The sequence below is a fragment of the Halovibrio salipaludis genome, from assembly GCF_002286965.1.
GTDB classification, from domain to species: Bacteria; Pseudomonadota; Gammaproteobacteria; order Pseudomonadales; family Oleiphilaceae; genus Halospina; species Halospina salipaludis.
This window is the reverse complement of sequence record NZ_NSKD01000008.1, coordinates 99,401-112,963: the sequence shown is the minus strand read 5'-3', so window position 1 is coordinate 112,963 and position 13,563 is coordinate 99,401. Positions and strand designations below refer to the sequence as shown.

Annotated in this window: 15 protein-coding genes; 6 read left to right on the top strand and 9 right to left on the bottom strand. The window is 62.6% G+C overall.

Going from position 1 to position 13,563, the window contains the following annotated elements; genetic code table 11:
• Positions 1-57: 57 nt before the first annotated feature.
• Both waaA and CK501_RS14395 read left to right on the top strand, forming a co-directional pair.
• Entirely contained in the window at positions 58-1,326 is a 1,269-nt protein-coding gene (gene waaA / locus CK501_RS14400) for a lipid IV(A) 3-deoxy-D-manno-octulosonic acid transferase (protein WP_095618441.1), read from the top strand.
• 131 nt (positions 1,327-1,457) lie between these two features.
• Positions 1,458-2,372: a Wzz/FepE/Etk N-terminal domain-containing protein gene (locus tag CK501_RS14395; protein ID WP_095618440.1), complete on the top strand. Its 915-nt coding sequence runs from the start codon at positions 1,458-1,460 to the stop codon at positions 2,370-2,372.
• A 41-nt stretch (positions 2,373-2,413) separates the two neighbouring features.
• Here CK501_RS14395 and CK501_RS14390 read toward each other — a convergent pair whose 3' ends face one another.
• Together CK501_RS14390 and CK501_RS14385 are read right to left on the bottom strand one after the other, a co-directional pair.
• Positions 2,414-2,671, bottom strand: coding sequence for a YkgJ family cysteine cluster protein (locus CK501_RS14390; RefSeq protein WP_095618439.1), 258 nt, complete (start codon positions 2,669-2,671; stop codon positions 2,414-2,416).
• Between the two features lie 95 nt (positions 2,672-2,766).
• Positions 2,767-4,104, bottom strand: a complete 1,338-nt coding sequence (locus tag CK501_RS14385) for a conjugal transfer protein TraF (protein ID WP_158223129.1) — start codon at positions 4,102-4,104, stop codon at positions 2,767-2,769.
• Between the two features lie 218 nt (positions 4,105-4,322).
• Here CK501_RS14385 and CK501_RS16835 point away from each other — a divergent pair, with 218 nt between their 5' ends.
• From CK501_RS16835 to CK501_RS14365, 4 genes are read left to right on the top strand one after another with little or no spacing between them, the layout of a single operon-like run.
• Complete coding sequence (locus CK501_RS16835; protein ID WP_158223128.1) at positions 4,323-4,871, top strand: hypothetical protein; 549 nt, start codon at positions 4,323-4,325, stop codon at positions 4,869-4,871.
• Entirely contained in the window at positions 4,868-6,031 is a 1,164-nt protein-coding gene (locus tag CK501_RS14375) for a flagella assembly protein FlgT middle domain-containing protein (RefSeq protein WP_095618436.1), read from the top strand. Before CK501_RS16835 ends, CK501_RS14375 begins: the two co-directional genes overlap by 4 nt.
• 55 nt (positions 6,032-6,086) lie before the next feature.
• Positions 6,087-6,335 (top strand): FitA-like ribbon-helix-helix domain-containing protein, encoded by a 249-nt coding sequence (locus tag CK501_RS14370; protein ID WP_095618435.1) that lies wholly within the window; start codon positions 6,087-6,089, stop codon positions 6,333-6,335.
• Positions 6,332-6,754, top strand: a complete 423-nt coding sequence (locus tag CK501_RS14365; protein WP_095618434.1) for a type II toxin-antitoxin system VapC family toxin — start codon at positions 6,332-6,334, stop codon at positions 6,752-6,754. Before CK501_RS14370 ends, CK501_RS14365 begins: the two co-directional genes overlap by 4 nt.
• Positions 6,755-6,829: 75 nt before the next feature.
• Here CK501_RS14365 and CK501_RS14360 read toward each other — a convergent pair whose 3' ends face one another.
• The 7 genes from CK501_RS14360 to sufB form a co-directional block, all read right to left on the bottom strand.
• Positions 6,830-7,282, bottom strand: a complete 453-nt coding sequence (locus tag CK501_RS14360; protein WP_095618433.1) for a SufE family protein — start codon at positions 7,280-7,282, stop codon at positions 6,830-6,832.
• Positions 7,283-7,364: 82 nt separating this feature from the next.
• Positions 7,365-7,904 carry a putative Fe-S cluster assembly protein SufT gene (sufT, locus tag CK501_RS14355; protein WP_095618432.1) on the bottom strand — a complete coding sequence of 180 codons (540 nt, stop codon included), beginning with the start codon at positions 7,902-7,904 and terminating at the stop codon, positions 7,365-7,367.
• Positions 7,905-7,921: 17 nt separating this feature from the next.
• The gene (locus tag CK501_RS14350) at positions 7,922-8,278 is read right to left on the bottom strand and encodes a HesB/IscA family protein (protein WP_095618431.1); all 357 of its coding nucleotides are present in this window, start codon (positions 8,276-8,278) and stop codon (positions 7,922-7,924) included.
• A 110-nt stretch (positions 8,279-8,388) separates the two neighbouring features.
• The gene (locus CK501_RS14345) at positions 8,389-9,606 is read right to left on the bottom strand and encodes an aminotransferase class V-fold PLP-dependent enzyme (protein WP_095618430.1); all 1,218 of its coding nucleotides are present in this window, start codon (positions 9,604-9,606) and stop codon (positions 8,389-8,391) included.
• Positions 9,603-10,910 carry a Fe-S cluster assembly protein SufD gene (sufD, locus tag CK501_RS14340; protein ID WP_095618429.1) on the bottom strand — a complete coding sequence of 436 codons (1,308 nt, stop codon included), beginning with the start codon at positions 10,908-10,910 and terminating at the stop codon, positions 9,603-9,605. Before sufD ends, CK501_RS14345 begins: the two co-directional genes overlap by 4 nt.
• 10 nt (positions 10,911-10,920) lie before the next feature.
• On the bottom strand, positions 10,921-11,682 hold the full coding sequence (sufC, locus tag CK501_RS14335) for a Fe-S cluster assembly ATPase SufC (RefSeq protein WP_095618428.1): 762 nt from the start codon (positions 11,680-11,682) through the stop codon (positions 10,921-10,923).
• 200 nt (positions 11,683-11,882) lie between these two features.
• Entirely contained in the window at positions 11,883-13,394 is a 1,512-nt protein-coding gene (gene sufB, locus CK501_RS14330; RefSeq protein WP_095618427.1) for a Fe-S cluster assembly protein SufB, read from the bottom strand.
• Positions 13,395-13,563: the final 169 nt, after the last annotated feature.

The following is a 13,563-nucleotide window of genomic DNA, read 5'->3' as shown; positions in this document are numbered from 1 at the left end:
AATGCCGCAGGGTGCTGTGCCAGAATGCGCCCACATTCGTAGGAGAACCACGCCGCCATGGGACGATGGCTTTATTCACTCTGCCTGTATCTGGCCTTGCCGGGCGTTCTGGCGTTTCTGGCGTATCGCGGCCTGCGTGAGCCGGGTTACCGCGCCAGTGTGCCCCAGCGCTTTGGTCATGTTGTGCCGGAAGGTGACAGCCCCATCTGGGTGCATGCGGTGTCGGTGGGTGAGGTGTTGGCGGCCGTCCCGCTGGTCCGGCGGTTGATGGCACGGTTCCCGCAACATCCTGTATTGATTACGACCATGACCCCCACCGGCGCGGACCGGGTGCGGGATGTGTTTGGTGATGAGGTGGCCCACCGGTATGTCCCCTACGATCTGCCGCACATGGTGAGCCGGTTCCTCTCACGCGTGGAGCCGGCGATTCTGGTGATCATGGAGACGGAGGTCTGGCCTAATCTCGTCCATGGCTGTTTCCGCAGGGGCATTCCGATCATTCTCGCCAATGCGCGTCTCTCACAGAAATCCGCAGCTGGCTATGCCCGCCTTGCGCCTCTGGCACTCCCGGCTTTTGAGAAACTGGACTGGATTGCGGCTCAGTCCGCCACGGATGCCGAACGGTTCCGGAGCCTGGGCGCCGATTCAGGGTGTGTGTCTGTTACCGGGTCGATCAAATACGACGTCCGGGTGGATGAGCATACCCGCGTGCTGGCGGAGCAGCTGCGGGAGCGAATGGGACCGCAAAGGCCGGTGTGGATCGCAGCCAGTACTCATGAGGGAGAGGACGAGCCACTTCTGGCGGCTCATGAGCAGTTGCTCGACCACCACCCTGACGCCCTGCTGGTGTTGGTGCCGCGCCATCCGGAGCGCTTTGAGACCGTGGCGCGGCTTATTGAGGGCAGGGGACTGGTGTTGGCGCGCCGCTCGGTTGGTGACGAGCCTGCCGGGGCTCAGGTGTATCTGGCGGATACCATGGGCGAGTTGCTGATGCTGTTCGGCGGCGCCGATGCGGCGTTTATGGGTGGTTCGCTGATCGCACGCGGTGGCCATAACCCATTGGAGGCGGCAGCCTGGGCGTTGCCGGTGCTGACCGGGCCACAAGTGTTCAACTTCACCAGTGTGTATGAACAGCTGGAGCGCGAGGGCGGCGTCACCTTTGTTTCTGATGGTCAATTGCTGGCCGACGAGCTTTGCCGACTGAGCGAGGACCCACAGAAGCGCGGGACCATGGGGGGCTGTAACCTGGGGGTTCTGGAGGCTAACCAGGGGGCTTTGGAGCGTCTCTATGAGGGGGTTTGTCGCTACCTGACAGATGCGACATAAGAAATCCGGGTTAGCGTGGCTGGCGGGCTTGAGTCGCAGTGGCGATGAAGCCAATGCAAACAGAGGCAATCCTTCCTATAATGCCAGATTAATGTCGCTGTATTGAAACATTTTTCTGGTAGGGGGTTGTCATTTCAAACGAAGCTGATGTTCGGCCTGATGATGAGATCGATCTGGTCGATCTGGCCCGGGCGCTGATCCGGCGCCGGTGGGTGATCATCGGGACCTTTCTGGTGTGCACCCTGGGTGCTGCCTTCTATGCCTTCTCCCAGGAGCGGGTCTATGCGTTCACCACCAGCATCGAGCTGGGTGAGTTCGGGCCCCAGGAGTATGTGGCCAGTGCCTCCGGCACGAAGAACACCATTGAGGCGCGCATTCTGCTCAGCGCCAAGCGGGCCTACCTGAAAGAGCGGAACCTCGAATCGATGCCCTTCGATGTCTCCGTTTCGAGCGCGCAGGAAAGCAGCTTCGTGAACCTGGTAACGGAGGCGCCGCTGGATCAACAGGAGACGGTGGCTGAATTCCATGACCGCGTTTACAAGCGGCTGCGCGATGAGCACCAGTCGCGTCTGACCATTCTTGAAGACGAGAGCGACGCCAAGCTCAAGAACCTGCGTGAGTCGCTGAAAGCCGAGCAGCGCCGTATGAAGGTGCTGGAAGGGTTGAGCGTGAACTCGACGGAGCAGGCCGGCAATGGCGAGACCGAGGCGCAGGCCCTGGCCGGAGAGGATGTGCGCGCGACCCTGAGCAGCTCGGACGCGGCGCTGACCCTGCTGCTGAGCCAGCTGCAGCTCAACGAGCGGATCTCCGAGCGCGAGGAGCGCATCAACGAGATCCAGAGTAATCTGCGCGAGGAGCAGACGCGGCGTTCCTGGATCAAGCCCACCCGTGCGGAGGATCTTGCCATTGCCTCTCTCAGCCCCGTGGGCACCAGCCGCGCCCTGATCCTGGTGCTGGGAGCACTGCTTGGCGGCATGCTGGGTGTGTTCATGGCGTTCTTCGTGGAGTTCGCCGCTCGCGTCCGCGAGGCGGGAACCGCCTCGTAGGCGCCAGCCCTGCCTGCGATGGATCCGGGGATCACTCCTGGTCAGCCTTCCATTTCTTTCAGGATCATCAGCGCCTCTTCCCGGCTGTTTCCGCACACGCTGTGTTCGGCTTGGAAAGCTGCACACACGGCGGGACGGCTGGGGTCACCGAAAAGTTTGCAGTGATGGTTCTCATCGAGTTGTACACAGGGCGTGCCGGCGGGCTTGCCGTTGGGCATGCCGGGGATTGGCGACGAGATGGAGGGCGCGATGCAGCAGGCGCCGCAGCCGGCGCGGCATTCGAAGGTGTTGGTATTCATCAGGGTATGATACCAGCCACCGCCCAGCGCCTGTAGGAGCAGCTATAGCTGCGATCAGTGAATCGCGGCCATGGCCGCTCCTACTAGGGGGGTGGTCAGAAGGACATGCCGAGCTCCACGGCGCCGCCGACTTCCTCGCTGCTGAACAGCGCGCCGGCCTCGATGCGCAGGGCCCAGGGGGACAGGGCGAAACCGGCGGTGTACTGGGTTTCTTCCTCGATGCCGTTGTCACCGGTATCGCTCGCTAGGTTCTGGCGGGCGCCGGCGCGGACGTTGATCCAGTCGTAGACGTTGAACTCACCACCCACGGCCAGCCACTGCTGGTCGGCGGCCGGGCCGATACCTTCGTTCTTGGTCAGGTCCAGGTCCGCAGTCAGGGTGTGCCAGCCGCTGGTGTGGGCCACGCCGACGGTGACCAGCGGGTCCAGTTTCATTTCTTCGCGATCGTATCGACCCTGGACAGTGCTGCCGTTGTCCTCAACCGCTTTCAGGGTCTGTGGGATCAGGTTGCGGACCGACGCCCCAACGCGCCACTGGTCGTTGCTGCCAAGATCGGTGCTGGCGCCGATGTCCACGTTGATGTGGGTGTCCTTGGTCTCGTATTCGGAGGCGTCGAATTCGTCCTCGTCAAAATCATCCACGCCCTGGGCGTAGTCGAAGGTGCGCATCTGGACGAGTTTGGGGGTGACGCCGAAATTGACCGCCTGGCCCTGGAGCTCGAAAGAGCGGGCCAGGGTAAGGCCAATCTCGCCGACTGCGCTTGCCAGAACGCGTCCGTCAGATTTGGGATTCAGCTCGCCTGAGCTCTGATCGTAGATGGGGTCGAGAGCGTCTCTGACCTCCTGTTCAGAGGCGTTATCGTCAAGGCTGGCCACGTTATCCAGTGCTGTAAGATCTTCCCCATCGATACGGCTTTCAACCGTTGCGCGAACCTGGGCGTTCACGTGAACGCCGACCGACAGTGTGGGCGATGGAATGGCGAACAGTGTACCGAGGCCGGCATCACCCCGGACGAATTCATTGTTGATGTCGCGCAGCTGGCCGCCCAGTTTGTCCGCGCCACTTTTCACTTCCTGCACACTCCCGGGTGTGGGGTTGTTGGTGGCTGCGGTGATGGCAACTTCCAGTTCCTCGATGGTGTCCTGAATCCGATCTACACCGTCGACCACATCTTCATTTTCCGCATACCGTGCGTTAACGGAGGGCAGCGTCGTTGAGAACCCGTCGTTCCAGCCGCTGTGATCCGCCGCCAGCAGCGAGGGGTTGAACAGCGCCGCACCGCTCGGGCGTGCTGCCGCGACGCCGGTGCCGCCCATGCCAAAGGCTCGGGCGTCGTTGAACTGGGGTGGGGCGGCCTGGGTGCTCGCCGCGGCCGTGGTGAGTGCAACCGCCATGGCAAGGCGGGTCCGGGCGCGGGAGGTGTGTGTGCTCATGGGGTGCTTCCCTCTTGATGACATGGATTTAATCCGGTGAATACTGGCAGCGTAGTCCAAACGCTGGAAAAGGTCATGCCTTATAACGTGCGGAAACGACTTTTTACAGGCGCTTGCACAGTGATCGGATACTGTACCGTCAGAGTGGAGGACTTCGTTCTGGTCTGGTATTTGCAGGCATCTGCTAACGGCAAACCAGAGGGGAGCTCCGGCAAAGCGTGAAAACTGTGCGACTGACCCTTGCCATGGTGGCGGCATTGCTGGCGGCAGGCTGTTCCAGTCTGCCCTGGACGGAGGCACCTTTCGGTGCACCGGAAGAGGCCTGGTTGCTGCTGGCCCGGGGGGAATTGGCCGAGCCCACGGCTGAGTTCGGTGAGGTTGAGGATTACTGGCGCCAGCGTCTGTGCGAGACCGAGCAGCAGGCGAAAAGCGGGCTGGAACACCGGGTGAGGGCGGAACTGGAAACGGCATGGGCCGAGGCAAGACTGGCCGGGGGAGGCAATGCCTTGCCGGCCCTGACCGAGGGGAAACGGGAGCACATGGTCAAGCAGGTGATGGCCGAGGCACGTCTGCTCGGTCGGGTCCGGCCTGAGTCGGGGCGTTTTGAATCGTTCTATGGGGTCCGGTTGAGCGGCCGACTGGCGCAGTGCCTGACCGAGAGTGGAGGGGCGAAGGAGTGCGCCCGTCCGCCGGTAATGGAGCCGGTATCGGCCTGCAGGGATCTGACCCCCGCGCCCGAGCCACTGTATTTCCTGGAGGGGGCATGAGAATCACATTGATGGGAGCGCTGCTCGTGGCGCTCATGGCCCTGCCGTTGGGCACCAATGGCGCCGAGCAACAGAGTGCTGGCGCGGATGGGCAGCCCGTACAGATTCACTTTCCACAGCGGCTGCGCCCTCAGCCCGCAATCTCAAGGCTGGGCGGGCCGGGCAATGGCGGGCAGGGTGAGGCAGCGAAAGAGGCTCGCCCGGTGGCGCTGGTACCCCGGGATACGGACAACCGTAAGCGCTCGACAGCCAACCTCCGGCGGCTGCAGCAGGCCCCCTCACTGCAGGAAGGGTCCTCCTGCCCGGGGCGTGATACCAGCCGGTTCCGCAAGAGTGTGGCCATTACCCGTTTCCCGCTGCTGGATTCCGATGGGGCGGTGCTGGGGCGGCTGGACAACGTTGTCCGGGCGCTGCCGCGGATGCTCAACGAGGAGCTGAGTTCCCGTGAAACCATCCTGATGCATCAGGCCTTTGATCGCCGGCTCTATGATCGGGCGATCAACGCCCCGACTGTCCAGGCCGTCGATCGGCATCTGACCCGTGCCTCGGAACTGACCCGGGCCATGGGCGTGCAGTTCGTGATTTCCGGGGTGGTGCGCGACATCGGGGTGGAGGATCCGGGCGCGTGGGGAACCTCAGCCGCCTCCTGGCTGGGTCGCGGACTGGGCGTCGCGAATCAGCAGCGCCGGCTGGCGGTGGATCTCTTTGTCTATGACGGGCTCAGCGGCGTGATGGTCATGAGCGACCGGCTGGAAGTGCGTGGCGAGTGGGATCACGCGCGGGAAGCTGAAGTGGGCTTCGGCACGCCGGCGTTCGCGGAGACCGAGTTCGGGAAACGGATTGGTGAAAGGGTTTCTGGGCTGGCGGATGAGGTGGCGGTGAATCTGGGCTGCCAGCCGTTCATCGCCTCCGTGGAGCGGGTGGCCAATGAGCGCGTCCGGATCAGCGCCGGTGCGGATTCCGGGCTGCGCCCCGGCCAGACCATGGAACTTCTGCGTGCCGAGCGTTATCTGGATCAGCCCCAGGAATACCCGGCCCTGAGACCCATCGGCCGGACCCTGGAAATCCAGCAGGTCCAACCGCGCTTCAGCAGTGGTCAGCTTCCGCTGGAAGGCGGGCGGATCAATGTCCAGCGCGGGGATCGTGTGGTGATCTGGTAGGTTGTGCGACCCGATGCTATCATTGCTGTCATTGAAAGCAGTTTAAGAGTGTCGTATGGCTACCATCAATATCCGTAATCTGGATGAATCGCTCAAGGCTCAACTGCGTGTACAGGCCGCGAAACACGGGCATTCCATGGAGGAAGAGGTGCGCCTTATTCTGCGGCGCTCACTGGGGGCAGAAAAGCCTGAGAAGGGGCTTGGCAGCCGGATTCGAGCGCGCTTTTCAGGGGAAGGGAAAGGCGAGGATCTGTCACTACCTGATCGGGATGAGCCGCCCAGGGCGCCGGATCTTCAGGCATGATCGTTCTGGATACCAACGTCATTTCGGAGCTCATGCGCCCCGCACCTGACGAGAGAGTGGTTCAATGGCTAGACCTGCAATCGCCTGAGAATGTCGCCGTAACGGCCATCACGGTTGCGGAAATCCTGTTCGGCATTGAGCGACTGCCTGAGGGAAAACGCCGCACCACCTTCGCTGAAGCGGCGGCCAGCCTTTTTGAAACGGAGTTCTCCGGCCGCATCCTGCCGTTCGATAGCCATTCCGCCGGTTTCTACGCGATGGAGGTGGCGACGGCCGAGAGTCAGGGAAAAACGGTTTCCATGGCGGATGCCCAGATTGCGGGCGTCTGCATGAGCAATGATGCGGCACTGGCAACCCGGAATATCCGCGATTTCGAAGCCTTCCCTTTGAATCTGATCAACCCCTGGATGGACGGCTGACCGTAGGAGCAACATAGCTGCGAACTGTTCCGGTTTCGCGGCCATGGCCGTTCCTACAGGGTACTTCGTGGGAGGTTACGTGTACTGCTGGGCGGTGGCGCGGATCTGTTCGACCATGGCGCGCAGGCCGTTGCCCCGAGTGGGCGAGATGTGGCGCATCAGATCCAGTTCCTCGAACAGGCCCTCGATGTCCACCGCCAGCAGATCCTCCGGTGTGCGGCCGTTCAGGGCGATCATGATGATGGCGGCGAGGCCGCGCACGATCATGGCGTCGCTGTCGATCAGCAGGTAGAGCCGGCCACTTTCCGGGTCCTTCCAGTGGATCAGCCAGACCTGGCTCTGGCAGCCGTGGACGTAGTTCTCCTCGCGCCTCTCGTCGTCCGGGAAGGCGGGAAGCTTCTTGCCCAGGTCCATGATGTAGCCGTAGCGTTCTTCCCAGTCGTCCAGCAGCTCAAAGCCGTCCCGCACATCCTCGGTGGTGATGTCGGTGCCGAGTTCGGTGTTGGTGAAGTTGGTATCCGTTGTCATGGGAACCTGTTCATCAGTAGGAGCAGCTATAGCTGCGATCTGTTTTGGGTTTCGCGGCCATGGCCGCTCCTACAGTGGGTGATCAGAGCAGGCCGAGTTCGAGTTTGGCCTCTTCAGTGAGCATCTCACTGCTCCAGGGCGGATTAAAGGTGAGTTCCACCTCGACATCCTCCACGTTCGGAACGGACTCTACCTTACGCTTTACATCATCGGCAATCACGGGGCCCATGCCGCAGCCCGGTGCGGTGAGGGTCATCAGGATGTAGGCGTGGTTGCCTTCACTGTCGCTCCAGACCTTGCAGTCGTAGATCAGGCCCAGATCGACGACGTTCACGGGAATTTCCGGGTCGTAGCAGGTCATCAGCGCTTCCCAGACCTGGTCCTCGTTGATGCTGCCGTCGCTGGGGGTCTCGAATTCGCTCTCGGCCACCTGTTTGCCGATGGCGTCGGCGTCCTTGCCGTCAAGGCGCGCCAGGTTGCCGTTGACGGCCACGGAGAAGCTGCCGCCCAGTGCCTGTGTGAGCGTGACAAAGGTGCCCTCGGGGATGGTGATGGCGGTGCCGGAGGGCACAAGCCGGGCTTCAACATCCCGTTGGGTTACGACAACTTCCCGATCCTGCATAGTCTGTTCCGGTTGCCTCAGTTCACCGCAAAGCTTTCGCCACAGCCGCACTCGGCGGTGGCGTTGGGATTGCGGAATTCGAACATGCTGTTGATGCCCTGGGTAACGAAGTCGATCTCAGTGCCGCCGACCATGGTCAGGTCCTTGGCGCTGACGTAGACCGTTACGTCCGCTGACATCTGAAACGCGGTGTCATCGTCGCCGGGATCGCGCACGAAATCCGTGGTGTACTTGAACCCGGAGCAGCCGGATTTCTTCGTTCCCAGGCGGATGCCGGCCATTTCCGGCCGCTTTTTCAGCTGTTCACGACAGTGTTCGATGGCTGCATCGGTCATGGTGACGCCGGTCTGGGGCGTTACGGTTTCCACTGTCATGTTGCCCTCCTTATTCCGATGGGCATTTTTTTCCGTGGGAATCGCTTGTTAGCAAGCGCCTACGGTAACTCTGTTTACAGGAGGTCGCAGCCATGGCTGCTCCTACAGTACTATTTGCCGGTGAACAGGCGCTGGATCCTCTGCAGGCCCTGGAAGAAAGTGTCCACCTCTTCCACCGTATTATAAAACGCGAACGAGGCCCTGGCAGTACCTGCGATGCCGAAGTGCTCCATCAGCGGCATGCAGCAGTGATGGCCGGTGCGGATGGCGATGCCCTGCTGGTCGAGCAGGGTGCCCAGGTCGCTGGGATGCAGGCCTTCGAGCCAGAACGAGAGGACCGGAACCTTGTTCTGCGCCTGGCCGTAGCGGGTCAGGCCAGGGAAATCGGCGACCCATTCGTCCACGCGCCGGCCCAGTGCGGCCTCGGCCTCGCGCAGGTTGTCGTGGCCCAGATCGTCCAGGTAGCGCATGGCGGTGGCCAGGCCGATGGCCTCGGCGATGGCCGGGGTGCCGGCTTCGAAACGGTAGGGCGCTTTCTGGAAGCTGGTGCCCTCGAAGCTCACCCGGTGGATCATCTCACCGCCGGTCTGGTAGACGGGCCACTCGTTGAGCAGATCCTCCCGCCCATAGAGCACACCGATGCCGGTGGGGCCGAACAGCTTGTGCCCGGAGAAGACGTAGAAGTCGCAGTCCAGCGCCTGTACGTCCGCGCCCAGGTGCGGTATGGCCTGGGCGCCATCAACCAGGGTGTAGGCCCCGACTGCCTTTGCGGTGGCGACCATTTCCTGCGTGGGGTTGATGGTGCCGAGGACGTTGGAGACGGCAGTGATGGCGAACACTTTTGTGCGTTCACTCAGCTGGTCGCGGAAGCTCTGCTGGTCCAGATCGCCATCGGCGGTGACCTCGATCACCTTCAGGGTTGCGCCGGTCGCCTCGGCCAGCATCTGCCAGGGCACGATGTTGGCGTGGTGCTCCATGCGCGAGACCAGGATCTCGTCGCCCTGCTTAAGGGAGCGATAGAACCCGTTGGCCACCAGGTTGATGCCTTCTGTGGTGCCGCGCGTCCAGATGATCTCGTTGGCGCTGGTGGCGTTGATCTGGCTGCGGACCGTCTCGCGGGCACCCTCGAACAGGGCCGTGGCACGATCGCCAAGGCTGTGCGCGCCGCGGTGCACGTTGGAGTGCGTCTCGCGGAAGTACTGGGTCATGGCGTCCATCACCGCCTGCGGCTTCTGCGCCGAGGCGGCGTTGTCCAGGTAAACCAGTGGCTTGCCGTTGACCTCCTGCTCGAGGATCGGGAAATCCGCGCGCACCTGCTCCAGGTTCATTCAGCGGCCCTCCGGAAGCTGGCCTCGATGAAGTCCGTCAGGCGGGTGTTGACCGCCTCGCGGATGTCTTCCAGCGGTACCTGGCCCACAAGCTCGTGCACGAAGGCCATGCTGAGCATGGTTGCCGCCGTATCGCGGTCGATGCCACGTGAGGTCAGGTAGAACAGCGAGCCTTCGTCCAGCTGGCCGACGGTGGCGCCGTGGGCGCAGGTGACGTCGTCCGCGTAGATCTCAAGCTCGGGCTTGGTGTCGATTTCGGCGTTGGTCGACAGCAGCAGGTTCTTGTTGTTCATATCCGCGTGGGACTGCTGGGCGTCCGGGTGGATATGAATGCGGCCGTTGAAGATCGCGTGGGAGCGGTCCGCGGCGAGGCAACGGTAGTTTTCATCGCTGTCGCAGTTCGGCACCACGTGGTCGATGGCCGTGTGGTTGTCGTAGTGCTGGCGATCCTGGGTCAGGGCGATGCCGTTCAGCCGTGCGTAGCCGCCCTGGCCTTCGAGCCTGACCTGGAGGTCGTGCCGGCGCAGGTCGCCGCCGAAGCCGATGCAGTGGCTGTCGAACCTGGCATTGGCGCCGACCTTCACGCCGGTGGCGCCGATGTGGCGCACGTTGGCCGGATCCATGCACAGCCGGATGTAGGTGATGTTGGCGCTGTCGTCGAGCAGCAGTTCGGAGACGCTGTCCACCAGTACCGGCTGGTCGCCGTTACTGATGTACTCTTCCACCAGCGTCATCTTGCTGCCCTGGCCGGCTTCGACCATGACGCGCGGGTAGTTGGAGCCACTGGCGCCGGCATCGGTGACGTACTGGATGTAGACCGGCTGGTCCACGCTGGTGTCCGCTGAGAGCCGGATCAGTACGCCGTCTTCGAGCCGCGCGGTGTTGAGCGCCGCCAGCTGGGTGGTGCCGTGGTCCAGGGTGGTGTCCAGCTTCCGGGCCACGCTCTGGGCGGTTACATCGTCCAGGTCCGCGAAGCGGCGGATATCGATGCCGTCGCCGGTGGGCAGTGCGCTGCTTTCCAGGTCCACCAGGCCATTACGGATGACCAGACGGTAAACGCCTTCAACGCTGCGGTAATCGGCATCACCCGTGGCCTGGGTCTGCGGCGCCAGCTCCGGATCCAGCTTGAGGTAGCGGCTGGAGTATTTCCAGTTCTCGGTCCGGCGATTGGGCAGTGCCATGCCGGTGATGGCCTTGCTGCGGATGTCGCGCAGGCTCTTCAGGGGCGCGGGCAGCTGCTTGCCACCTTCCGGTGTGAAGGCATCGTCCAGCGGTGTCAGGGGCGTCTTGTGCGCAAGTGTCATGGAACCTCCTTCAGCCGGCGGCTTCCGCTTCGTTGATGCCGAGCCAGCCGTAGCCGTGTTCTTCGAGTTCCATCGCCAGCTGCTTGTCGCCGGTCTTGATGATCTGACCGTTGGCGAGCACGTGCACGACGTCCGGCACGATGTGGTTGAGCAGGCGCTGGTAGTGGGTGACGACGAGGAAGGAGCGGTCGTCGGCCCGCAGGGTGTTCACGCCGTTGGCGATGGTTTTGAGCGCGTCGATGTCGAGGCCGGAGTCGGTCTCGTCGAGGATGCCCAGGCGCGGCTCCATCATAAGCATCTGCATGATCTCGTTGCGCTTTTTCTCGCCACCGGAGAAGCCTTCGTTGACGCCACGCTTGAGGAAGTCGGGGCTGAGGTCAACCTGCTTGGCTTTTTCCTTGGCCAGCTTCATGAAGCTGGGGGCGTCGAGTTCGTCCTGGCCGTGGTGCTTGCGCAGGGTGTTGAGGGCGGTGCGCAGGAACTGGAGGTTGCTGACGCCGGGGATTTCGACCGGATACTGGAATGCCAGGAAGAGGCCGGCGAGTGCGCGCTCTTCGACTTCGAGCTCGAGCAGGTTCTGGCCGTCGAACAGGATTTCGCCTTCGGTGACTTCGAAGGCTTCGTGGCCGACGAGGACCTGGGCGAGGGTGGACTTGCCGGAGCCGTTGGGGCCCATGACGGCGTGGACTTCGCCGGGTTTGATCTCGAGGTTGATGCCCTTGAGGATCGGGGTGCCCTCGACGCTGGCGTGGAGGTTTTTGATGGTCAGCATGTGGGTGCTCTCTATACCTGTTTACAGTTGTTCAAGACTGATGAATTCCTGCTCCGGGCGCTGGGGGACGTCGCTCCGGGAATCGCTATGAATCCATCCCTGGACGCTGCGCGGTCGCCATCCCTGGCGACCGAGCTTCCCGGATCGACGTCCCCCACCACCCGGTTTCTGACTCGTTGCGGGACGCCGGGTGGGGCGCTTTAGCCGACGGAGCCTTCCAGGCTCACTTCCAGCAGCTTGCCGGCTTCGACGGCGAACTCCATGGGCAGTTCCTTGAAGACTTCCTTGCAGAAGCCGTTGACGATCATGGACACGGCCTGTTCCGGGTCGATGCCGCGCTGGCGGCAGAACAGCATCTGCTCGTCGCTCACCTTGGAGGTGGTGGCTTCGTGTTCCACCGTGGCGGAGCTGTTCTTGTTCTCGATGTAGGGGAAGGTGTGCGCGCCGCACTTATCCCCGATCAGCAGCGAGTCGCACTGGGTGAAGTTGCGCGCGCCTTCGGCGGTGGGCTGGAACTTCACCAGGCCGCGGTAGCTCTGGTCGCTGTGGCCGGCTGAGATGCCCTTGGCAATGATGGTGCTGCGGGTGTTCTTGCCCAGGTGGATCATCTTGGTGCCGGTGTCGGCCTGCTGGTAGTTGTTGGTCAGCGCCACGGAGTAGAACTCGCCGACGCTGTTGTCGCCCTTGAGCACGCAGCTGGGGTACTTCCAGGTAACGGCGGAGCCGGTTTCGACCTGGGTCCAGGAGATCTTGGAGTTCCTGCCACGCGCCATGCCGCGCTTGGTGACGAAGTTGAAGATACCGCCGTTGCCGTTCTCGTCACCGGGGTACCAGTTCTGGACCGTGGAGTACTTGATCTCGGCGTCGTCCAGCGCCACCAGTTCGACCACGGCGGCGTGGAGCTGGTTTTCGTCGCGCTGGGGCGCGGTGCAGCCTTCGAGGTAGCTCACGGAGGCGCCTTCGTCGGCGATGATCAGCGTGCGCTCAAACTGGCCGGTGTTCTCGGCGTTGATGCGGAAGTAGGTGGACAGCTCCATGGGGCACTTGACGCCCTTGGGCACGTACACGAAGGAGCCATCACTGAACACTGCCGAGTTGAGTGAGGCGAAGTAGTTGTCGCCACGGGGCACGACGGAGCCCAGGTACTTCTTCACCAGTTCCGGATGCTCCTGCAGGGCTTCCGAGATGGAGCAGAAGATGACGCCGGCTTCGGCCAGCTTTTCCTTGAAGGTGGTGACCACGGAGACGGAGTCGAAGACCGCATCCACGGCGACGTTGCTGTAGGCGCCGCCGCCCTCGCTGCTGGCTTCAGCTTCGGCCGGGGTGCCGGCGCCGGCCACACCGGCGAGCGCTTTCTGTTCATGCAGCGGGATGCCGAGCTTTTCATAGGTGCGCAGCAGCTCGGGGTCGACCTCGTCCAGACTCTGCGGCTTATCCGTGTCTTTCTTGGGCGCGGAGTAGTAGGAGATGGACTGCAGGTCCACGGGGTCGAAGTTGACCTTCTGCCAGTTCGGTTCGGTCATTTCCTGGAACTGGCGATAGGCTTCCAGGCGCCATTCGAGCATCCATTCAGGCTCGCCCTTGATCTGGGACAGGCGCTTGATGACGTCCTCGTTCAGGCCGGGTTCGAAGGTGTCCGATTCGATGTCGGTGACAAAGCCGGCTTCGTATTCGTGCTTGACGAAGTCTTCGGGCTTATTGGATTCGGCCATGGCTGCAACTCCACTGGTTCTGGGCCTGGCGCGTTTGGCGCCGGCCTTTCATGAACGGATAAATTCGGGGAAGACTGTGCAGTGCAGTGTCTTGCCGGAATTCATCCAACCCCTTTGAAAAGCGTCTTCTGAAGCGGATTTCCGCGAGTGACGCGATTACTGGCTTCTA